Genomic DNA, 24,365 nt, shown 5'->3' on the forward strand with positions numbered 1-24,365 from the left:
TATTTTAACTGACTTTTTATTAATTAACTCAAGTTGTTAGTTAGGTATTAATTCTGCCAAATGTTTCCCGCAAGATTTGTAAGTATTGCCAACAACTGATACTGATTGGTTTTATTGGTCATTTACATGCCGTTATAGATTTTATGCGGGATACCGATGAATGCTTTAATGTTATCTTTTTCTCTTAAAAGTTCTCCTTTGTACATTATGAAAATATGACTTAACTTAGTACGCATAACTAAACATATATTTATCACAATTCTTAACAAAGGTACTGCACCTATTAATCCTACGCATTACATCATTCCTGTTATGTTTCCGGTGATTTACCCATGTTTGATTATAACCTTGTTAACTAAGTAGCTTATTACAATTATTGTTATGATAAAAAAATTAGGCTTGTTTTTTATTGCCTGTTTTATTGGGGTTACCGAAGCTCATTCGCAAAATTTTATAAAGAATTTCAATTCGGTGTCGGCTTTTGTACAATTCGGCAACGGGATGTTGTTTGCTGGTGATGATGGCATACACGGACCGGAATTATGGAAAACAGATGGTACAGTAGCCGGCACGGTGATGGTGAAAGACATTTACACCGGCACAAACGGATCGGGCATAACATCTATCGGCATTTTTAAAGGCAACGCCTATTTCGCAGCCAATGATGGTATTCATGGCACACAGTTGTGGAGAAGCGACGGTACAGTCAATGGCACAGTGATGGTTAAAAATGTAGGCCCTACACCTACAGGCTACGGTTTCCAACCCAGGCTGTTTACAACTTACAATGGTCTTCTTTATTTTGTAGGAACATCCGATGGGATCACCTTTTCGCTTTGGAAAACTGATGGCACATCAAATGGTACGGTGCAGGTAACTGTAAATGACTATTCTATTATTTCACAGTTAGTAGTGGCGGGTAATAAGTTATATTTTAGCAAAAACGGGCTTTGGGCATCAGACGGTACGGCTGCCGGTACTAAACAAATCCCTGTCGATAATAACCAGATTCTTGGTATGCTGACCAATATAAACAATAATCTGGTTTTCATTACTGATGAAAACTACTACTTTCAGAACGTGAATCTTTATGCGTTGTCGCCATCAAGCAGTAAGCCTGTTCTGCTTCAGTCATTTAACCCGGGCGGTTATTCTGCCAGTACTATCGACAACATAACCGCGGTGGGATCCAACTTTTTTTTCTCCATCCGCACCAGCGGTATAGGTTCAAGCGGCACTGATGTTTTATGGACGAGTGACTGCACCCCAGCCGGTACAAAAATAGTTGGGTCATACGATTGGCCGCAGGGGCTTGCGTACAATAATATGCGCAACTTTGTCAATTTTAATAACAAATTATACTTTGCTGCTACCTCTAATGCTAAGCTATATACTTCGGATGGAACTGCCGCAGGTACTGTTCAAGCTGCAAATGCTATGGTAGACTACAATATTACGCCCGTAGTATCAAACGGTAAATTATTTTTTAGCAGTCAGGGCGCATTATGGAGTTACAACGGCACTACAGCCAGTCAGGCCATCAATCAGCCAACTCAGCCTCAAGGTTTGTTTGATGGCAACGGCCATCTTTACTTTACAATTAATTCAAATTATCCCGTAGGGCTTTGGAATAATGAGCCGGCCGGACAGTTGCAGGTTAGCATGAAACAACAAAAACTGGTTAATGGAGCTACATCAGCTATTACATCAAAACCAGATAGCGTGGTGACTAATCAGGTAAATCTGACCAATACAGGTAACAATGCACTTGTTTTTAGCGAAATAAGTGTTTCGGGAGCGTCCTTTTATGTAAATGGTACTCCGCCCCAAACTTTACCGCCGGGCGGCCAAACAAGTTTTAACCTGTTATATTCGCCACTTAAAGCCGAACAGGTTGGCGCGTTGCTAACAATAAAAAGTAATGATAACAGCGGCGAAACGGACTTTATATATAATTTAAACGGCACGGCGTCTGGTACAGTGATGAAAACGCCCGTAGTTCCTTCCGGGGGGCTTAATAAAGAGATTGTTTTTGCCGACAGCAATGCCGCTTTTACCTTATCAAATAAGGTCATCAGCGAAAAGTTACCTGTAAATACCTCAATAGGAGCTTTCGGGGTGACTAATGGCTCCGGATACCAATACCAGTTGGTAGCAGGCAACGGTAGTGCCGATAACGGTAGTTTTACGATAGTAAACGGAACGTTGCAATCTGCCTCAATCTTTAATTTTGCGATCAGAAATACATATTCTATCCGGGTACAGGCTACCATGGGAACCTCAACTATTCAAAAAATATTTGCAATCAAGGTAAGCAATCAGCAGGCTAACCTGGCAGAAGCCTGCGCCAAATCATTTCAAAATTTAACCTATTCACTTAATGATGCAACTTACGCAGGTACCCGTATCGTTGCAGTGGGAACGGGTGGTGTAATCCTTAAGTCGGATGATGCAGGGCAAACCTGGAAAAAAGTAAATAGCGGTATAACGAATGATTTTTACAGGGTACAATTTACCAGCAGTAAAACAGGGTACATATCGGGCCAGTCGCCACCGATGCTTAAAACCGAAGACGGCGGAAATACATGGTTTCCGCTTACCTGGCCGCCAAGTCCACAATATGCGTCAGGTTTTACAAATATGTATTTCGCTTCTGATTCTGTTGGTTATGTAGTTACAAACAGTAATGCATACAATCCAAGTTCGATATTCAAAACAACCGACGGCGGACATAGCTGGAATCAGCTTTCCTACACCAATTATGAAAGTAACTTTTACGGCGTATGGTTTACCGATAAAAATACAGGCTTTATCTGCGGTTCATCCGGTACGCTTGTGCGCACTACCGACGGTGGAAACACATGGCAGGCTATCTCTGTAAGTGCGGTGGGATCAAGTACAGCCTTTAGTAACATCACCTTTGTTAGCGCTAAAGTTGGTTATATGACCAGTAACAGCGGCGATGTTTTGCAAACAACAGATGGCGGCAACACATGGGCACGCAGCGGTGTTCTGCAATCAGATGGAATAGTAGACCGTATCTACTTTCGGGATTCAAACAACGGTTATGCGCTGGCAGGATTTAATAGTGCTTACTTATATGTAACTGCCGATGGTGGGCATACCTGGACAATGCAAACTGTTGGCCAGGCAGGTGTATTTACTGCACTGGCTTTTGATAACAAAGGTACAAATCTTTGCTTGGTGGGGCATGCTGACGGATTGGGAGCAACTGCGCAGCAAGGAAGCGTTATTTACACTGGCAGCGGCAAAGGCACATGGGTACAACAATCTTATATTGGCAATAGCACTTATGTTGCGGGCAATCTGTTTGCTAATGGTACCGGGTATGTTTTTGGTAGTACAAGTTTAAAGACCACGGACGGTGGCACAACCTGGAAGCCGATGAATATCAGTATACCATATGGTGATTATTTAACAACCGGTGTTTTTTTAAATGCCGATACCGGTTTTTATGCAGATGATTATAACCTTTATAAATCAACAGACGGAGGCAATACCTGGGTGTTAAAAAACAAAGATACAACCACACCTGTTGCAGTACCTGTTACTTTTTATAATTCAAATTTAGGCTTCTACGCAAATGGGCAAACACTATATCGGACAAATGACGGCGGAGATACATGGTCTCCTGTGTTAAAGCCGCTTGGTTTGGGCCTTCGAAACATCAGCATTGCCGATCGGCTTACAGTTTATACCACAGGTATTGGGATGCCTCTTTATAAATCTACAGATGGAGGGAATACCTGGAAATCGACAAATTTTCAAGACGATCAGATTATACTTTCCTTGCATTTTTTTGATGCATTAACAGGGCTTGCAGGGGGAGTTAAGGGCCTTTTGCTGCGAACTACCGATGGCGGCCAAACCTGGACACAACTAACTACGTCAATGCAGCTGGATATTATGAATATGCAGTTTGTTGACAATATGCATGGTTATGCATATACAGCATACGATGAAGGACAAGGGGGAACGCAGATATACGAAACCATAGACGGAGGCCTAAACTGGTCTCAGATACTTCAACCTGGAAATGGATACGGTTTCCCGAGTTTCCAAATAAATGACGGACAGCTGTTCATTGCTGGATATAGCGGCTGGCTGATGAAATTGAACAATACAAGCCTGCCGCCCGTAAATGCAGGTTACATTGCCGGGGATACAGTTGTTGTTTCGGGGATAAAAACAGCTTATACGGTTGCAGCAGTACCAAACACCTATTACAAATGGAATATTTCAGGTGCTCAGTTTGTAGAGTACCATAATAACCAAGTCATCGTATCATGGAAAAACGGTGGCAAATATACATTACAAGTTACACCTTATAACAACTGCAGCAACGGACAAAGCAGAACAATAGCCGTTGATGTAGAAGATATGCCGGCTCCGGAGATAAGCGGGCCGGATACGGTGGCAAATTATGCCGCTAATGTAATTTATTCCACTCCTGTGAGTACAAACTCTTTTAGCTGGGCGGCAACCAACAATATTAGTATTAAGTCATCATCTAACCAGGCTACTGTTAACTGGGGCAAGCCAGGTAATGGCCTGGTTACAGTTGTAGAAACCAGCAAAGCGTTGAATATGCAAAAATCCTCCGTTTTGAATGTTGTTATACAGCAAGGGAAAGTAGCCTTACCAGACAGTAATTTTATGGTTTCTGTTACCAGTGCATCATGTCGGGGCAGCGCGAATGGCTCTATTGGCATCAAAGCCCAGGATGTATTAAACTACACAGTTACAGTCACCGGCCCAGGCGGCTTTACAAAGAATCTTTCCTTTACTGATAACCTAACTATTAATAGCCTTGATACAGGCGTGTATAATATATGTATTGGTATATCCGGAAATAGTACTTTCCAACGGTGTTACTCGGTAAACGTAACCGAGCCAAAGTTACTTTCGGCTTATCCGGTTGTTAATCAAACTTCACGAACAGTAACTATAGATTTGGCAGGGGCTAATACCTATTACATTAATCTTAACGGAAAAACTTATCAAACAAATGCCAGCCAAGTGAATCTGCCTTTGAATAACGGTGCCAATCAGCTGCAGATTCAGACTGATAAGGCCTGTCAGGGCGTTATACAAAAGGTAATTAATATGGATGTGATTACCGTTTACCCTGTACCATTTATCGATGTATTGAATATTGACCTGGGTGGGAGCAAGGTATCAACTGCAGGGATAGCTATTAGCGATTCATTTGGCAAAATAGTTTATAATAAACAAGCCGCAAACAATAATGGTAAATTGCAAGTGTACGTGCCAAATTTTATGATCGGTACCTATGTGCTAAGGGTTACTCTTGGCTCTACCTCAGTTATATTTAAAGTATTAAAACAATGAGATATTCATTTTTACTTATAGTATTAAGTTTATTAATAGCCGGTTGCACCGGAAAACATACAGACAATGTATCACCCACACCACCGGCACCAAAGAGTGCTATATTGGTGTTTCCGGCTCAGAACGCGGTTTGTGTATCAGGTGCGGTAAATTCGGGATTGAAGAGCACGATTCAATTTCAATGGAATGATGGTGGTAGTTCTGATAGTTATACAGTTGTTATCAAAAATTTGCTTACGGGCGACACGCTGGCTACAGCTGCGGCGGGTAACAGTGCAAACGTGATAGTTAGCCGGAATACGCCTTATTCATGGTATGTTGTTTCCAAATCTAACCAAAGTAGCAGTACTGCCAAAAGCGAAACCTGGAAATTTTATAATTCCGGGGATGGAATAACAACTTATGCACCTTTTCCAGCCGATAATTTAAGTCCTGCAATGGGGCGGATAATTACTGTGCCATCATCCGCCGGAATTACATTGAGTTGGCAGGGTGGCTCTGTCGATAATGACATAGTTGATTATGATTTATATTTTGGAACAACGGCATCAACCCCGCTTTATAAAAGCCACATCAAGTCGCCCACTATAAGCAATGTAACTGTAAATCCCAGCACTACCTATTACTGGAAAATCGTTACCCGCGATAGTAATAATAATACCTCGACTTCGGATGTGGCGGAGTTCAAGACAAATTGATGCGCGGTGTAAATCCTTAAACCCTTTCCTGCCTTGCCACGATAGTCACGGAAATTTGTTTTTACTTGTTTTTTTTTCTAACGTGCTGTTAATCTTGTTGTAGATGGTTTACAGATTGATTGCTCTATTGGGGAGCATATCGTAAGATCTGACCACAATATCACATAGATGCCAGTTTGAAATCCAAAGACCGGCAAATCAAGCGGAACTCGAACTTGCAGATGAGTCATATGAAATAATTTCAGTAGAGTAAAAAGACGGAAATACTCTGGAGTTTTCCAGATTACTTTTTTTCGGTTCAATTGTAAACGGAGGCTGCCATTTTTACCTATAACCCAAGTTGGTTATGTAAAAGAATCAATTTTGCAACAAGTATAACCGTTGGATAATGTTTAAAATGAGGCTTAAGGTGTTTAACAGCCAGCGAGATCTGATTTTCAACCGCTCTTTTTGAAATAGATAGTCGTTCGGCAATCTCGGTGTTACTTAATTGATTTACCCTGCTTAAAAGGAATATTTCTTTACATCGCGGAGGTAGTTTATCGAGCAATTTATCCAGGTCGGTGCTTAGTTCGTTAACTTCAAAACTGGTTTCGGCGCGATTGTATACAACACTTAAGTCATCCAGCTTTTCGTAATCTGCGACATATTTTACCGGCGAGGTATTGCTTGCTTTTATAGCGTTGTATACACGGTATCGCGCGGATGAGGTCAGGTAGTTTTTAAATGTAATGATTTTGAGCGCATCCCGCTTTTCCCAAATATTAACAAATATGTCGTTTACAATGCCCATGCAGGTGTCGGTATCATGCAAATAGGAAAAAGCTTTTTTATAAACCAGCTCCCAGTAACGATCATAAAGCAGGGTAAACGCCTTTTTATCATTACGTTTCACCGCGGCAAATAAATCTTCATCTGATTGTTGAGTGTAGTTCATTTAAAAGAATCCGGGCTAAGCTTGAACTATGCAAGGTAATAACAAAGTTTTATTGTTGAGGGATAGCTGGGTGTCATTTTGGATGGTTTGCAAAAAATCTAAAAAAAATAAAAAAGGTGTGTGAGTTATTGCCGCGGGAGTTGTCTGTACTAATAACCGTTATAGCCATGTTGTACCAGGAATTTAAAGAATTATACGAGCGTTGCACGTCAGGTAACTGTACGCCCGAAGAACAAAAATTATTTGAAGAATATCGCGATCGTTTCGATTTATCGGATATGCCCTGGATCCCGGATTTTGGTGACAGAGTTGAAATTGAGAAACGCCTGAAAACAGATCTGCAAAACAGGCTATCTAAAAACCAGATAAAACCTCTTATCAGGATCCGATGGTGGGCAGCAGCGGCTGTTATTTTTGCTCTTGGTGGATTATTTGTTGTCAGTAAGCATTTCGACAGAACTACTAAACCTCACGAAATTGCATCCGATGGAAATATTGTTAAACCGGGCAGTAATAAGGCCATATTAACGCTTGCGGACGGAAAGCAAATTATCCTTGATGGTTTGCGCAAAGGATACTTGTTTACACTTAATGATGTTGCCGTTAATAACGATATCGATAGCAGCCTGACCTATCAGAAAACCACTGCCGGAATCTCCCGTTCGTCACAGTCGTACAATATATTATCAACGCCCTTAGGTGGAAAATACCAGCTTACACTGGCCGATGGTACGAAGGTCTGGCTAAATGCCGGTAGTACCATTAAGTTTCCGATAAATTTCACGAGCAGGGAAAGAGTGGTTGAGTTATCTGGCGAGGCGTATTTTGAGGTGGCCCATGATAGAAACAGGCCATTTAAGGTGTCGGGTGCCGGCCAGGTGGTGCAGGTGTTGGGTACTCATTTTAATATCAACGCTTACCAGGACGAAAACGCAGTTAAAACCACCCTGCTGCAGGGGAGCGTTAAAGTTTATGGAAAAAATCAAACTCCGGGGGTTCTTCCTGAAATCATTATAAAACCCAATGAACAAGCTGTTTTCAAAAACGACCGGTTATCAAAAATAACTGTTGATGCAGAAGAGTTTGTGGCCTGGAAAAAGGGCGTGATCTTATTTAAAAATGCAGACATTCATGATGTAATGCGCAAAATTTCCAGGTGGTATAATGTTGAGGTGGAATATCAGGGCCAGTTGGGTAATGATACCTACAACGGTGAGATCCCCCGGAACGCGGCTTTTTCTGAGGTGCTGAAAATCCTGAAACTTGATGATATTAATGTAAAACAAAACGGGCGAAAGCTTATCGTTTCTCAATAGCCCCTGCATCATCCTATAAAAACCAATACCAATTATTAACCTCAAAACCCAATTTAAGATGAAGAAAACAGATACTTAAAAGCTCCCTTTAAAAATTCTCATCCATAAAAAATGCCGGAAGTGCTTCCAACACTGCCGGCAGGTTCCGCTTGCGCGGTAGTTTCTGGATCAGAGATTAATAGAAAACCAGCACAGTTCAATTTTAATCAAACCAAAAACCTAACGAAACTATGAAAATTAATCTACGTAGTTTGAAAAACTGCGAATTTCTGTTTTTAAGTCGAAGAACATTTTTAGTGATGAAGCTAATTATTTTGTTAACCATCGCTTTTGCTTTACAGGTTAAAGCGGATGTGTTCGCCCAAAAAATCACCCTGTCCGAAAACGGGGTATCGCTCGAAAAAGTATTAAAAGATATCAATAAGCAAAGCGGCTATACTTTCTTTTATAAAAATAAGTTGCTGCAAAATTCTCCATCAGTATCTATCAATGTTAAAGATGCCGATATTAAAGAGGTACTTGATATTTTATTAAAAGGTCAGGCGCTTTCATACAGTTTTGCCGAAAAAACCATTGTCATTAAGGGCAATGGTGAAACCATTGAACCGGATCTCAATGAAAATAAAGCGGTCATAGCTAATATTGAGGTTAAAGGAACCGTGGTAGATGAGGCCGGCAGACCTTTACCTGGTGCTTCGGTAAAAATTAAGGGCACAGGGCAGGGGATGACCACCAATGAGAAAGGCGAATTTGCCTTTAAAAACATTCCTGACAACAGTACGCTGGTCATCTCTTTCATCGGTTACACCACAAAAGAAGTTAAAGCAGCGAAAGACCTGGGGATTATTGCGCTTGTTCCTGGTACAGGCTTGCAGGAAATTGTTGTGGTAGGTTACGGAACTCAGCGCAAAGAACGCGTAACGGGTTCAATAGTATCTGTAGGTACAAAAGAACTGCAGCAAAGCCCTGTTGCTAATTTAAGTAATGCGTTGGCCGGCCGCTTGCCAGGCTTGCTAACCATCCAAAACAGCGGTGAGCCGGGTGCCGATGGTTCGTCTCTGAACATCAGGGGCTTCGGTACGACTAACAATTCGGCTCCCCTGGTTTTGGTTGATGGTATCCAAAGGGACTTTAGTGGCATAGACGCCAATGAGGTAGAAAATGTAAGCATCCTTAAAGATGCGGCTTCAACCGCTATATATGGTATCCAAGGCGCTAACGGAGTTGTACTGGTTACTACCAAACGCGGAAGGATCGGCACATCGCGTATCTCGGCAACGGCGCAAAACGGCTGGCAGTCACCAACTTCCTTACCGCAGTATGTTGATTCATACACTGGCCGCAAGCTTTATAAAGAAGGTCTGATAAACGATGGCCTGTTTGCCGATACCAACGCTTACACCGATGCTTTACTGAATAAGTATCGTGATCGTACCTATCCGGCCTACCAATATCTGTACCCTAATGTTAACTGGACAAAAACAATGCTAAAGCCGTTTTCATACCTCTCGCAAGGCAATTTGAACGTTACGGGTGGTACCGAAAAAACAAGATATTTTATCTCGTTATCGTATTTGCAGCAAAACGGTTTGTATAACTACGAAGACGCGGTAAGCCAGTACGATATCCAGGCCATAACCCATAAATACAACTTCCGGTCGAATATTGACCTGAACCTTACCAAAAACCTGTCGATGGAACTGAATCTTGGTGCTATTGTTTATGATAGAAATTATCCCGGGGCAAATGCCTCACAAATATTTAATGATATCAAACAAACACCCGCATGGTATTATCCAATAACCAATCCGGATGGTTCGCCGGGTGCCGCGCCCAATACTAATCAATCACCGTATGTTGATCTGACACAGTCAGGTTATCAACGAAACTTTGAAACCGCCCTGCAATCTACCGCTGGTTTTAAATGGGATTTAGGCTGGCTGACAAAAGGTTTGAGTACACGTGTCCGGTTATCATTTGATAATGATAACTTCCGAAATGTAAACAGACCGTTATCCAATATCACTTACCAATATTTATTGAACCAGGGAGTTGCCGATACTGAGACCGACCTGGCAGCTAATGGCCATTATGTGATTGTAAATAATGGTACCGGTACCCTTGATTACCAGGTGAACGCCAACGGATCACGACGCACTGTATTGGAAGCTTATATGAACTACGACCGCGACTTTGGCAAGCATTCGGTAAAAGCGATGGCTATTTACAACCAGTCGAGCTTTTTTGATGCTGTGGGTGGTGGTGTAGGAAACGCGAGAGCAGGGTTACCCTACAAATACCAGGGTGTTTTAGGCCGCGCTGCCTACGCTTATGATGACCGTTACCTGGTTGAATTTAATTTTGGCTATAACGGATCTGAAAACTTTGCCGAAGGGCACAGGTTTGGTTTTTTTCCTGCTGTTTCTGCAGGTTGGATAGCATCAAACGAGCATTTTATTAAAGATAACCCCTCGCTTAGCTTTATCGATCAAATTAAATTGCGCGGATCATACGGTATTGTTGGTAACGATAAAATAGGGTCAAGCCGGTTCCTCTACTTAAGTTCATGGGTAACCGGCGACTCATATAGATTTGGGTTTAACAGCAATGGAAATAGCTACACCGGTTACCTGGAAGGTCAGGCTGGCAATACCTTATTAACCTGGGAACGCTCAAAGAAAATAAACCTGGGCCTTGACCTGAGTTTATGGAAAGGGATGTTCTCACTTTCGGCGGATGTTTTTAAAGAACGCCGCAATAATATCCTGGCTACCTCGCAGTTGATCCCCTCTTTTATAGGCTTGCCGCAAATACCGGCGGTTAATGCGGGCATAACAGATAACCGGGGGTACGAGATTTCGCTAAGCCACAGGCACGAGTTTGGCAAAAAACAGGGATATAGTATTACAGTTAATTATGCCTATGCCACCAACAAGATCCTTTTTTATGCCCAACCCGATTATCCCGGTCGCGAATGGCAGGCTTTAAAAGGTACGAGTATCAACCAAATTTACGGTTACACCGCCCTCGGATTGTTTAAGAGCCAGCAGGATATTGATAACAGCCCTTCGCAAGCCAGCCTTGGTGTTACCAAACCGGGTGATATTAAGTATAAAGACCTGAATGGCGACAATGTGATCAACAGTTTAGATGCCGGTTTTCTTCCCGGAAAGGTAGCCAATCCCAAATCGCAGTTTGGTGTCGCGCTGGGCTATCATTATGCCAATTTTGATATAAGTGTCCTGTTTCAAGGTGGTTTAGGCGGCTCTACTTTACTGTCGGGATCAGGGGTTTATGCCTTTTCGCGCTTTGCCAGTTCGCTGGTACAGGTGGTTGATAACCACTGGGTAGCCTCAAATCCCGATGCCAATTATATGTTCCCGCGTATTTCATCGGCCGATAACGTGAACAATCAGCAAGCTTCCACCTTTTGGATCTATTCATCAAATTACCTGCGCTTAAAAACCGTTGAACTGGGCTATACCTTACCCACAACATGGATGAAAAGGATAGGAATAGAGAACGCCCGCGTTTTTGTTAATGGCATTAACCTGTTAACATGGAGCAAGCTAAAAGATTTCAATTTCGATCCGGAAATTGGTAACAATGGTACTGGAACTTATCCGCAGCAAAAAGTGATCAACGCGGGTTTAAGATTTACATTTTAAAATATTAAACATGAAAAGCAACAAACTCATATACCTGTTTTTAATTGCCTGCATTTCTGTGGTTTCCTGCAAAAAATATCTTAATGTCGTACCAACAGAGCTGGTTACGCAGGATGCTGTTTTTAATAATATCCAAAATGCCGAAGGTGCCTGGAACCATTTATACGCATCGCTAAACAATAATGATATACAGTTCATTTACGGAGGGGGAACAGTTTTAGGGGCCTGTACTGATGAATGTAAAAACCATTGGGAAAATGTACCCGAATTGCCGTTTAATTCAGGTGCCTGGAACGCTACCAATAACTCACTCGATATCTGGGGCAGGGCTTACCAATATATCCGTTCTGCAAATATCTTCCTGGCAAGTATTGATAAAACCCCCGTCCCGGCTTCGAGGAGTGATTACTACACGCCGCGCATTCCGCTTTACAAGGCGGAAGCGAGGTTTCTGCGCGCTAATCAATATTTTGAATTATTCCGAAGATACGGCGCCGTCCCTTTAATCAATACAGTTTTAGCCACAACAGATCCGGCTGCCACCACCACAACAAGAAACACCGTTGAGGATGTGGTTAAATTTATCACCTCAGAATGTGACGCCATTGCGGAAATTTTACCGGTAAATTATGCCAGTGGCTCAGCAGATTATGGGCGGATAACCAAGGGCGCCGCGTTAGCATTAAAGGCCCGTACTCTACTGTATGCAGCCAGCCCGTTATTTAACGGAAACACGATGTATGCCGGTATTAAAAATGCCGATGGAACGCAGTTATTTCCTCAGGCCTATGACAACAATAAATGGCTACTGGCTGCCAACGCAGCCAAAGCCGTGCTAAACCTGAATACTTATTCACTATCCAATCCCAACCCAACAAACCCTGTTGATAACTATGCGCAGTTGTTTTTTACCAGAAATTATGATGAGATCATATTGCCATATATTATGGGGAACAACAGAAATTTCGAAGGTAATTATTTACCTAACGGCCGCGATGCCAATGCCGTTAACGGAAACGGAAAAATGAGTGTATTCCAGGAATTAGTTGATTCGTACGAAATGAATAATGGCAGGCCAATAACAGACCCTCAATCGGGTTATCAAGCTACGGGCTTTTGGAATGGCCAGTTATGGGACGGTGTAAGGAATACGCCTGTATCCAATATATCAAATATGTATAAAAACAGGGATCCCCGTTTTTACGCTACTATATTTTTTCAGTACGACGTTTGGAATTACACCAACAATGCGAGGCCTTTAAAATTTGCCTGGTTTGGCAATAACGGCGGTGGTTGCGACGGCTGGCCTAAACCTGGTACCAACTGCGAAACAGGTTACAACTGGCGTAAATGGGCCGATCCTAATGTTAATTTAAAAGGTGGCGGCGATGCAAACCGTAACTTTCCGATTATCCGTTTGGCCGAGATATATTTGATTTATGCTGAGGCTATGAATGAATATTTAGGTGCGCCAAATAGCGATGTATATAACGCTGTAAACGCCGTACGCAGCCGGGTATCTATGCCGGGCTTACCCATCATCGCTTCTGATAATACAAAAGAAGGTATGCGGAAAAGGATCCAAAATGAAAGACGTGTGGAGTTTGCCTTTGAAAATCAGCGTTTTTGGGATGTTCGCCGTTGGTTGATAGCTAAAACTGTAGACAATGGCAATATGCACGGCATGAACGCGAGACCTACACCTGGCGAGCTGAACTCTACCGGCTTAGATCCTAATAGTGAAGCTGCAGGTGTTGCGGTGTTTTATAAAACGGTGGTAGATCAAACCCGTGTTTTTGCCGACAGGCATTACCTGATGCCAATACCTCAGACCGAGATTAATATCGACCCGGCACTGGTACAAAATTATGGATGGTAACCTAAACCCTTATATCGGCTGACTTGCTCTTACCTTCGGTTTTCAAATAACGCTGTGTAAAGATAAAGCCAGGACGGCTAACTAAAGCGGTTGTTTTGAATAAGACAATCGCTTTAGCCTGGCTGTTGATAAGCGGAAAGTAAACGGCAGGATACCTGTTATCATTTTAAGTCACTCTTGTTTTTTAATATCAAACAAAACCGGATTCTTTAACCCGGAAAGCTATTGTATGCCCGTTCACAACTGCTCGTCAGCTAAATAAATACATTATCTGGCCGGATACGCCCCCGTTCAGCTCTTATGATTATTCCTGATCACAGTTTTAAAGTTCACTTATATGCTAATGTCCTACAAACATAAAACAATAACATTTTTTAAGCTATTAGCCTGCTACCTAATCTTTTTTGCAAGTAACTCATATGGTCAAAATGATAATCAATTAACGCCCGACCCAAAAGCTGTTGTGCAATCCGGGAACGTGCGGTTTACCGTTCTTACAGATCAACTGATAAGATTACAATGGGGGCAGCCCGCAAGTTATGATAACAGGGCGTCGCTGGTTGTGGTTAACCGTAAACTGCCTGTTCCTGCATTCAGCACGCGGACGGAAAACGAATGGTTTTACCTAAAAACCAAGAAGATTGAGCTTGCTTACAAAATCAATTCAGGAGTATTTGATAGCACCAACCTAAAGATCCGTTTTTTGAATGCTGATACGGTATCGTGGAAGCCGGGGCAAAAACAAAAATTCAATTTAAAAGGAACTTCCCGCACCTTAGATGGGCAAGACGGTGAAATGAACTTGTACAGTAATCAAAAACTCCAATTGGAAGATGGTATCCTTTCGCGGGATGGCTGGTTTTTTCTTGACGATTCTCAATCCTTAAGATTAGATGACTCTGACTGGCCCTGGATAACCGCTCCTGGTGCCTCAAAATTGGATTGGTACTTTCTGGGCTATGGTGATGACTATAAATCCGCGTTATTGGATTTTAGCAAAATTGCAGGTCACGTGCCTATGTTACCACGCTATGTATTTGGTTACTGGTGGTCGAGGTATTGGAGTTACTCGGATAACGAGCTTCGGGAACTGGTGCAAAACCTGAAACGATTTGATGTACCTACTGATGTTTTGGTGATAGATATGGATTGGCATACCAGGGGCTGGACAGGTTACACCTGGAACAAAAACCTTTTCCCCGATCCAGGCAACTTTTTGAAATGGGCGAAGGACAACCATTTAAAAACCACATTGAATCTCCATCCGGCAGATGGTATCCAGCCAACAGAACAACGTTATAATGATTTTGCTGCCTATATAAAGACCGATTCCTCCCAAAGGAAAGCTATCCCGTTTGAAGCATCAAACAAAGTGTTTATGCGTGGCTTATTTGATATCGTATTAAGACCAATAGAAAAAGCCGGCGTTAATTTCTGGTGGCTGGACTGGCAACAATGGCCAAACGATAATAAGATCCCCCAACTAAGTAATACATGGTGGCTTAATTATACATTCTTTACTGATAAGGCAATGCATAGCCAAAACAGGCCGCTGTTGTACCATCGATGGGGAGGATTGGGCAACCACCGTTACCAGATTGGATTTTCGGGAGATACTTTCATGTCGTGGGAATCACTGGCTTATGAACCCTATTTTACAAGCACTGCATCGAACGTTTTATATTGCTATTGGAGCCATGATATTGGCGGGCACATCCTCAAGGGAAACGAAAAAGGGGTAGAGCCTGAACTTTATACACGTTGGTTGCAATATGGTTGCTTTAGCCCCATTATGCGAACACATTCTACTAAAAACGCAGCTATCAAAAAAGAGATATGGAATTTTGCTCCGGAGTATGCCACAGCACAACATGATGCCATCAGGCTGCGTTACGCGCTTGTGCCCTACATTTATACAATGTCAAGGAAAACGTTTGAAACCGGCATCGGGCTTTGCCGGCCAATGTATTATGATTATGCGAAACAGCCGGAAGCTTACAGCTATAAAGAAGAGTACATGTTTGGCGATAATATGCTTATCAGGCCAATTACAACACCATCTAAGGAAGGCTTCGCCACAGTTAAAGTTTGGTTGCCGAAAGGAAATGATTGGTATGAGTGGTCTACAGGAACTTTGCTAAAGGGAGGGCAAATACTTGAACGTTCATTTTCGATTAACGAATACCCGGTATATGTAAAAGCCGGCTCGGTAATACCCATGTACAATAATCAAATTCAAAATCTGGACAAAAATCCGAATAACCTAACGCTGGGAATATTTCCGGGAGGTAGCGGTAATTTCCAGGTTTACGAGGATAACGGAAACAATAAAAATTATAAAAACCAATTTGCCAAAACTAACATAGCATCACAGCTCGACGACAAAGAGCTGATTGTGAATATCGCGCCTACTGTGGGCAATTATCAAGACATGGCCAAACGGAAAAAAATTAAAATAAAGCTATTTGGTACCCAGCCACCGTTAAAGGTATCGATGAACGGCAAACCTCTGCAATTTAATCCTGATAGCCGGGATGGCTGCTGGAATTATGATGGCGACAATCTATGTTTAAATATTTTGCTTCCTGACCAGAGCTGCAAGGTTGCAAGGCAATTACGCATAACCTATAACGAGGCACCAGGAACCTTGACAACTGCAGGGCTTGTAGAGAAGTTCAAACGCTTGTCGATGATAACATCTTTATTAAAAAATGGCGACAATGGTAATGATGGTATTTATATTCCGAAAAATCTTGGTTTTGCGGAGGAAACTAATCGCTTACTGAGTTATCATCCAATGAATTTCGCAAACTATTTAGAGAATTTTGAGCGCTATTATAAACTTATCCCAGAAGAAATTAGGTTGCTTAAGCAGGTTGGTGAGCAGGAGAGGAAGGATCTAATAAAATTACTCCCGTAGGTTCAATAGTTAACGAATATTGACATATAGCTGCGGCTCGATTAAAGACGGTTTAGATATTTCAAATTTATCTTATTTATTAAAATAAAGCGGCAAACCGTGTTAGGTCATCTGAAAAAAACGTTTGTATAGCAGACGGGGTTGAGTACTATTTTAGGCAAGTTGTCAATTTATTGACAACTTTTTTTATGCTTTTATTAATTGCGGATAGCCCACCCTGCCTCGTGGGATAATCACTTAATCTGTTTGTTTTCAACCGGGACTCTGTTTAGTTCGCAATGATTGATCCACATGGGATGGACAGTATTAACGTTAATTCTGATGTTAATGACAACAGGCCTACCGTGGAGCAAACATGGCTTTATAGATCAGCTCTAAAAATTTCTAATAATATTTAGAGCCTCACAAACGTCTAACTATAATAGGCCATGAAAAAAATCACGACCTTGTTTTGTTTACTGCTTCTCAAACAAATCACCGTCGCCCAAAGCTGGCAGGACATCGTCCTGCCGAATCGACCAAATATTTGAATGCTACTGTACTGACGAGCCCGGCTGCCAACTAATGGCGTCCAGGCAATATCGTAGGCTGGGTAGCCCTTTTAAATAATAGAATAATTTGGTTAGGAATATCCTTGATTTGGTTAAAACGGTGCAACTTGTGATACAGACCTTTGTTCTACTAAAAAAATTAAACAAATGGAAAGTCAAAATCATAATCAACTGATCGCGCTGGTAACCGGTGCTAATCAGGGTGTAGGGAATGAAATTGCTAAAGCGCTTGCCGCTAACGGCTATATTGTTTATTTGGGTTCCCGTAACCTGGAGAACGGCAAAAAGGCAGCTGCCGAGATTGGCGATAATGCAAAAGCAGTACAGCTGGATGTCACACAGCAGGAAAGTATCAACGCGGCGGTAGCTAAAATAACCGGTGAATATGGACGCCTGGACCTACTGGTGAATAACGCGGGTGTCTCTCACGCAGGAGCGGCTCCCAAAACCCCGGAAGAGTTAATGGCTACCGGTCGCGCCGTTAACGTATCGCTGGATGAAGTACGCACCGTTTGGGAAACCAACGTCTTCGGTGTGATCGCTGTAACCCAGAAGGCGTTGCCCTTACTGCGAAAATCAGCAGCAGCGCGCATCGTTAACGTATCCAGCGGCCTTGGCTCCCTTACCTGGATTTCCGATCCGGCATGCTGGGCACGAGAGCATTTCGGCATCGTCTATGCTGCATCTAAAACTGCTTTAAATGCGGTAACCCTGGCTTTTGCCTTAGAGCTGGAGAAAGAGGGGATCAAGGTAAACGCGACCAGCCCGGGTTATACAGCTACTGCGCTCAATAATTTCCAGGGAACAGATAGCCTGGAAATGGGTTCGCGTGAGCCAGTACGCGTCGCACTCGAAACAGATGGCCCGACAGGTGGATTTACCGGTCCGGAAGGAAAACTGCCCTGGTAATTCGATTAATCACAATTACCTGGCACTTAAATGACCGGCGGCTGAGGCAGTTGCCGGTCATATTAAGTAATTTTAGCTATGAAAACAGAAAAGCCTAAAATCGCTAAAGTAGAATCGATTAAAGAGGTTCACCGTATGCTGGATCTCCCAGGGCCTAAGCATCCGTTAATCACCTTGTTTGATACACGCGACGAACGGATCAATTTAAGCCGTTTACCGGTCAGTTACGTGACCTCGTTGTACAAGATATCCTTTATTGAAAAGCTGGGCGGCAAGTTTAGATACGGGCAGGGCTATTATGATTTTGACGAAGGCAGTATGGTATTCACCGCACCTAACCAGGTGGTTGGCAGCACATCCGTATATAAAGGAAATGAAGGTTTCTCGTTGATTTTTCATCAGAATTTTTTGCAAGGTTTTCCCTTATCTGCCAAGATCAGGCAGTATGGTTTTTTTTCATATTCATCAAACGAAGCGCTTCACCTTTCTGAACAGGAAAGAAAGACCATTTCATCCATTTTTAAGATCATTGAGGAAGAGTTGAACAGCCGCATCGATGATTTCAGCCAGGAGGTGGTCATTGCGCAGATAGAATTGCTTTTGACGTACGCCAAACGCTTTTACAAACGTCAGTTCCTGACGAGACAGGCCGCCACCAGCGACCTGCTTCAGCAGTTCGAAGCGGCATTAAACAGTTACTTCCAAAAAGAAATGCCAACAAAAAAAGGGCTGCCCACCGTTCAGCACCTGGCGGATCGATTAAACTACACACCAAATTACCTGAGTGATATGTTGCGCTCGCTCACCGGGCTTAGCGCACAACAGCACATCCAGGAGCAACTGATCGAGAGATCTAAAGAATTACTTGCCACATCAACATTGAGCATTAGCCAAGTCGCTTATCGATTGGGATTCGAGCATCCGCAATCGTTTAGCCGCCTTTTTAAGATCAAAACGCAGCTATCGCCTGCTCAATTCAAATCTTCATTGAATTGATTAAACTTACTTTCTGTTAGCGGATGGGGCCAGCGCCCAAGACCTTTGTATGGGAATAAATGAAGACAAGGGTTTAATGACATCTATTTTTTCACAGGCGGACTTAAAAGCTGGCAAGAGCCACAGCCAGGGCAGAGATTGGTATTCTGCTATAGAGGTGCAAAGCGTACGTGTGTGGGTAAGCGGTACTGGGAAAGCTTGACCGTTCGGCTGACTTTTCAGATCAACGCCTCCGCAAGTCAGACGGACGTGATGAGGTGAAAGCATAAAATGTATCACTAAATGACGCAACACTGGCATACCCCACCTCAAAAGCAATATCAGCAATAGGTTTTTGTGTTTTAACAATCATCTCTATCGCCGTTATCATACGCAGGCTCTTAACATATTGCAAAAACGAAATACGTAATTGCGACTGAAACAGGCGCGATAACGACCGCTCGCTCATGGCAAAATGTTCGCTTACATCAGCTATAACTAATTTTTCGCTTATATGGCTTTCTAAATAATTCATGATCTTTTGCATTAGCTCATGTTCAGTTTTGGGCAACATAATAGGCAACGACCTTTTGTTTAAGTCGGGCAGCATATTCTTCAGCGCTACCAGGAAATCGAAATTACGATCGCCAATGCCGATATGGAGTTCGTCCCAACGCTCGGTATAATTGATCATTTGGATCAGCAACTCGCTAGCCGGATAAATACCCAGTTTGCCATAAAATTCATTCGCGTCGTCGTTGGTGGAATAAAAATAAAGTGATCGTAAAGCTGTTGCGAAAACACCCACCCGAAGTTCATGTATCAGGCCCTGCGGAATCCAGAAATAATGCCTTGCAGGCACTACATAGGTTTTGTTTTGTGTAGTGATGTAAGCCAAGCCGCCCTCAACGTAGCTTAACTGGCCCTTGGTATGGGTATGAAAAGGGATTAATTTCTCTGATCTTTCATGCATCACAAAAACCGAATCCGGTTTATTATCAATTTCGGGGAGAGAAGCTATTAATCCAATTTTCGTCATTAGAATATCATCGCAGTTCAAAGTTAATAAAAATTGGCCGGAATGATGAAAATATTGGCAACTTAGGCGAAAGCGAGCAATTATGAGAGGCATATTTTTGCCACAAATATGTACTACAGTAAAATATTGATCGCATTTGCTGGTTTGTTAACCGCCAATATCGCATATAGCCAGTCTAAAAACACTGCCATTCTTACATTGCCGGAGGCCTGGCGCAAAGCCGAACAAAACAGCAGGCAGGTTGAGATTACCAGAAAAGCCAATTTGATTGCTGACGAGGAGATTAAGGACGCAATAATGGAACGGTTGCCCGAAGTAAGTTTGCTTGGCAGCATTGAAAAGGCAACCAATATGCCCATTTATGAAAATGGCCTTTTTTCTTCGCACACGCAGGAACACGAAATTATACACACTTTATACAAAGCAGGGGCCGATTTTTATCTGAACCTTTATAATGGCAATAAGCTTAACCTTAAAATTGAAGAGAATAAGCTATTGTACCAGATTGCGGTTATCCATAATAACGAAGCGATCTCTGTCATCAGGTATAAAACGGCCGCGCTGTATCTTGATCTTCAAAAGGCCCTGGTCTTCAGGAAACTGATCATTAAGGATATTGCCGATCAGGAAAAACAATTGTTGGAGATAAAAGCCCTTCAAAAAAATGGGGTGGTCTTAAAAAGCGATGTGCTGCGTGTTGAACTGGATCTTTCCAGGCGTAAGATGGCTTTGGTAACCATTGAGAATGATATTCTTATCGCTACGCAGAAACTAAACATCATTATGGGCGAACCGGATGAAAGTGTGATCATCCCGACAGAGTTCGATTCAGTTGACGTGCCAGAATTGCCTTATGAAAAATACCTCGCCGACGCAATGGAACATTCCTTTGCGTACCATATTTCTGAAAAGCAAACGCAGGTTAGTAAACTGCATCTTAGCCAGGTAAAAGCCAACTATCAGCCAAAGGTTGGGCTTTACAGCGATTTTTCATATGCTAACCCGCAAATATTCCTATTTCCCTACAATCCTGCCTGGTACTCGCTTGGTGTTGCCGGTATCAGGGTTACTATGCCGCTATCGCAACTTTATCAAAACAGGCATAAAGTGAACTCGGCTAAACTGGAGCTTGATAAAGAAGAAACCACTCATAAAGACATTGAGGACAAAGTACGGCAACAGGTTAAAGAGGCTTACTTACGATATAAGGAATCGCTGGTGCAAATTGGTGTGGCCGAGGTTGATGTGGCCCATGCACAGGAAAACGCCCGCATTATTAAAAATACCTATTTCAATCAAACTTCATTAATTACCGACTTGCTTGATGCCGATGTGCAGGTGCTGCAAACACGCTTTGAGCTGGCAACCGCACGTATTGTGGCGCAAAACAAATATTATCTACTTCAAAACATCACCGGCGTACTTTAACATGAAAAAAAAGCATATAGTAACAGATCGAATTATTACCAAGATAACCGGTTGGATAGCCGGCCTTACCATTATAGCCCTGGCTATTTGGGCCGTATTTACACTTTGGGAGTATCATGAGTATGAGCAAACTAATGACGCACAGGTACAGGAGTACGTAAACCCTGTTATATCGCGTGCGGGAGGTTTTATAGTGGCTGTAAAGTTTGAAGAGAACCAGCCGGTAAAAAAGGGAGATACCTTATTAATCATAGACAACCGAGAATACACTTTACAAGTTGCGCAGACCCGGGCAGCTATACAAAAAGCCGAGGCACAGTTAGAGGTATTAAAAAGTAACATACACACCACGCAAAAAACTGCCGGTTCTGCTAAAGCTCAAATTAAAGCAAGCGCTGCAAAAGTTTGGAAACAGCGGCTTGACTTTGAACGTTATTTGCGCCTTTATAAAGAGGAGTCAGCTACTAAACAACAGCTTGAAAATGTTCAGGCTACCCTGGATGTAAACAATAGCGATTTCCAGTCGGCAGAGGAAAACTACGGAGCCGCAGAATCAAAAATAGAAGATATTATAGCAGAAAAGACGGTATTAAGGGCAGAAATTGCACGTTTAAAAGCTTTGCTTGACCGCAACATGCTTGACGTTGAATATACCGTTATCAGGGCTTCATATGATGGAAGAATGGGCCGTCGTACGGTAGAGGTCGGTCAAATGATTAATGCTGGCGAAGTGTTGGCCTATATTGTTGATAACGAAACTGACAAATGGGTGATAGCCAATTATAAAGAAACCCAAATTGCCGGCATGCATATAGGTGATACCGTAAAATTTGTTGCCGACGCATTTCCGGACCAGGAGTTTAAGGGCACTATCATTTCACTGTCGCCCGCGACCGGTTCCAGCTTCTCGTTGCTGCCTCCGGATAACTCTACCGGTAACTATGTGAAAATTGTTCAGCGTGTGCCGGTACGTATCAGGGTCGATGCTGAAAAAAAGCAGCTGGCCATGCTTAGAGTGGGGATGAATGTTAATGTTTACGTTCCAAAAAAACAGCAGCGCCATGGATAGGGGGATTCCAATTTTTAGAAGCTGGGTTCCGGGCTGGGCTATTAAGATCATACTGTTTTCACTTATCCTGCCCACGCTGGTGCTTTTTTTTCTGCCATTTGCAAACATCAATGCGGCAGCAGGCTATTATGGCAGCGAACTGGCAGATATACAATTTGCGGTAGCTTTGTTTTATGCCGGGTATATAGCCTTTTACAGCCTTGAACGGCGATTCTTCAACTTCCTGGCAGCAAAAGAATATTTTATCATTTTTACCATGTTGGAGTTGCTGACAACACTGGTATGTTATTTAACCAATGATCTTTATATATTATTCCCGATCCGTTTTTTCCAGGGGATGTTATTCTCCAGTACAGTAAACCTGTCTTTATCCCTCATGTTTACCCGCCTGCACAGCGAAAGGGCCCGCGAAATAAGCTTCTCGGTTTTTTTCGGAATGCTGATATGTATTCTGCCCTTTACCAATTTGGTTACCGCCGATTTGATAGACTCTTATAATTTTAACCTGGTTTACAAGGGCGCATTGTTCTCTTACCTGCCATGCCTGTGCCTTATCATGCTGTGTATGAATAACGTAAGGTTAAACGCCCGGTTTCACTTATACAAACTCGACTGGCAGAGTTTTGTGTTTTGGAGCATCATGCTCACTTTGCTGGGGTATATTAGTATTTATGGGCAGGAATATTATTGGTTGGATGATGCCCGCATTTACTATAGCGTTGCCGCTATGATAGTTAGCACATTGATTTACATTGTACGCCAAAGAGGTTTAAAAAGACCATATCTGCATCTGGGTATATTTCGCTTTCGCAATTTTAAGTTCGCGGCCTTTCTAATCTTCATACTTTATATATGTCGGTTTGCGGTTAATATCACCAATTCATTTTTTACAGGTGTACTTAAGCTTGATCCTATTCACGTAAGTTATATAAACAGTTGCAACCTGGGCGGCCTCATAATTGGTATTATAATTTCCGGTGCTATGATCCTGCAGAAAAAAAATATCAGGTTTATCTGGTTTCCGGGCTTTATATTATTGCTGGCTTTTCATGTCATTATGTTCTTTTTGTTTGCTACAGAGGCAAATGAAAACAACTTTTACGCTCCGCTTTTTATGCAGGGGATAGGCGTGGGGATGATCATGGTGCCCACCATTGTGTATGCCATCTCTGCAGTGCCTGTTGCAATTGGCCCGTCAGCAACTTCGATATGTTCTACTATGGGGTATGTTGGCTTCTGTGTTAGTGCTGCAATCATCAATTTTTGCGAGCTCTACGAAAAAAGCCGGCATTACAATGCATTTCAGGACCATCTAACAAAAGTTGACCGGTTTGCATTGCACGCGCTGGCCACGCGTGGGACCGAACTGTTGTCAAAGGGGCTCTCGTTAAAGCAAGCCGGTAAAGGCGCAAACAAGCAATTGGTAGGCGCCGTTAATCAGCAAATCCAAATCAGGTTCGCTATGGATTATTACGAGATGATGTCAATGATGTTGGTCGCAACCTTGCTGCTTATTGCTTTATTCCCTTATCTAAATCGTACAGCGGTTTACCTGCGTTCGCGCCGGCTTGTACCTGCATAATCTAATTACTTAATATTAAAC

13 protein-coding genes are annotated in these 24,365 nt (G+C 42.6%); 11 read left to right on the forward strand and 2 right to left on the reverse strand.

Annotated elements, in window-relative coordinates:
- The first annotated feature begins 381 nt into the window (after positions 1–381).
- Together ABID99_RS10145 and ABID99_RS10150 are read left to right on the forward strand one after the other, a co-directional pair.
- The gene (locus ABID99_RS10145) at positions 382–5,373 is read left to right on the forward strand and encodes a YCF48-related protein (protein WP_373613620.1); all 4,992 of its coding nucleotides are present in this window, start codon (positions 382–384) and stop codon (positions 5,371–5,373) included.
- On the forward strand, positions 5,370–6,071 hold the full coding sequence (locus tag ABID99_RS10150; protein WP_373613621.1) for a hypothetical protein: 702 nt from the start codon (positions 5,370–5,372) through the stop codon (positions 6,069–6,071). The genes ABID99_RS10145 and ABID99_RS10150 overlap by 4 nt, the downstream gene beginning before the upstream one ends.
- A 328-nt stretch (positions 6,072–6,399) precedes the next feature.
- On the opposite strand, the gene ABID99_RS10155 is transcribed toward ABID99_RS10150, so the two are convergent.
- Positions 6,400–7,008 carry an RNA polymerase sigma factor gene (locus tag ABID99_RS10155; protein WP_188832321.1) on the reverse strand — a complete coding sequence of 203 codons (609 nt, stop codon included), beginning with the start codon at positions 7,006–7,008 and terminating at the stop codon, positions 6,400–6,402.
- Between the two features lie 167 nt (positions 7,009–7,175).
- Here ABID99_RS10155 and ABID99_RS10160 point away from each other — a divergent pair, with 167 nt between their 5' ends.
- The 6 genes from ABID99_RS10160 (at position 7,176) to ABID99_RS10185 (ending at position 19,247) form a co-directional block, all read left to right on the forward strand.
- Complete coding sequence (locus ABID99_RS10160) at positions 7,176–8,324, forward strand: FecR family protein (protein WP_373613622.1); 1,149 nt, start codon at positions 7,176–7,178, stop codon at positions 8,322–8,324.
- Positions 8,325–8,554: 230 nt separating this feature from the next.
- Complete coding sequence (locus ABID99_RS10165; protein ID WP_373613623.1) at positions 8,555–11,992, forward strand: TonB-dependent receptor; 3,438 nt, start codon at positions 8,555–8,557, stop codon at positions 11,990–11,992.
- A 10-nt stretch (positions 11,993–12,002) separates the two neighbouring features.
- A complete protein-coding gene (locus ABID99_RS10170; protein ID WP_354483325.1) occupies positions 12,003–13,871 on the forward strand; it encodes a RagB/SusD family nutrient uptake outer membrane protein in 1,869 nt (622 codons plus the stop codon).
- A 343-nt stretch (positions 13,872–14,214) separates the two neighbouring features.
- Positions 14,215–16,791: a TIM-barrel domain-containing protein gene (locus ABID99_RS10175; protein WP_373613624.1), complete on the forward strand. Its 2,577-nt coding sequence runs from the start codon at positions 14,215–14,217 to the stop codon at positions 16,789–16,791.
- 698 nt (positions 16,792–17,489) lie between these two features.
- Positions 17,490–18,251, forward strand: coding sequence for an SDR family NAD(P)-dependent oxidoreductase (locus tag ABID99_RS10180; RefSeq protein WP_373613625.1), 762 nt, complete (start codon positions 17,490–17,492; stop codon positions 18,249–18,251).
- 78 nt (positions 18,252–18,329) lie between these two features.
- Entirely contained in the window at positions 18,330–19,247 is a 918-nt protein-coding gene (locus ABID99_RS10185; protein WP_373613626.1) for a helix-turn-helix domain-containing protein, read from the forward strand.
- Between the two features lie 223 nt (positions 19,248–19,470).
- On the opposite strand, the gene ABID99_RS10190 is transcribed toward ABID99_RS10185, so the two are convergent.
- Entirely contained in the window at positions 19,471–20,265 is a 795-nt protein-coding gene (locus ABID99_RS10190) for a helix-turn-helix domain-containing protein (protein WP_373613627.1), read from the reverse strand.
- 108 nt (positions 20,266–20,373) lie between these two features.
- Between ABID99_RS10190 and ABID99_RS10195 the strand changes: the two genes are divergently transcribed.
- The 3 genes from ABID99_RS10195 to ABID99_RS10205 are packed head-to-tail and all read left to right on the forward strand — an operon-like array spanning position 20,374 to position 24,344.
- Positions 20,374–21,693, forward strand: a complete 1,320-nt coding sequence (locus ABID99_RS10195; RefSeq protein ID WP_090525958.1) for a TolC family protein — start codon at positions 20,374–20,376, stop codon at positions 21,691–21,693.
- A gap of 1 nt (position 21,694) precedes the next feature.
- Positions 21,695–22,762, forward strand: a complete 1,068-nt coding sequence (locus ABID99_RS10200; RefSeq protein ID WP_090525957.1) for an HlyD family secretion protein — start codon at positions 21,695–21,697, stop codon at positions 22,760–22,762.
- Positions 22,755–24,344 (forward strand): transporter, encoded by a 1,590-nt coding sequence (locus ABID99_RS10205; protein WP_373613628.1) that lies wholly within the window; start codon positions 22,755–22,757, stop codon positions 24,342–24,344. The genes ABID99_RS10200 and ABID99_RS10205 overlap by 8 nt, the downstream gene beginning before the upstream one ends.
- The last annotated feature ends 21 nt before the right edge of the window (positions 24,345–24,365 follow it).

The organism is Mucilaginibacter sp. OAE612, assembly GCF_041806395.1.
Lineage (GTDB): Bacteria > Bacteroidota > Bacteroidia > Sphingobacteriales > Sphingobacteriaceae > Mucilaginibacter > Mucilaginibacter rubeus.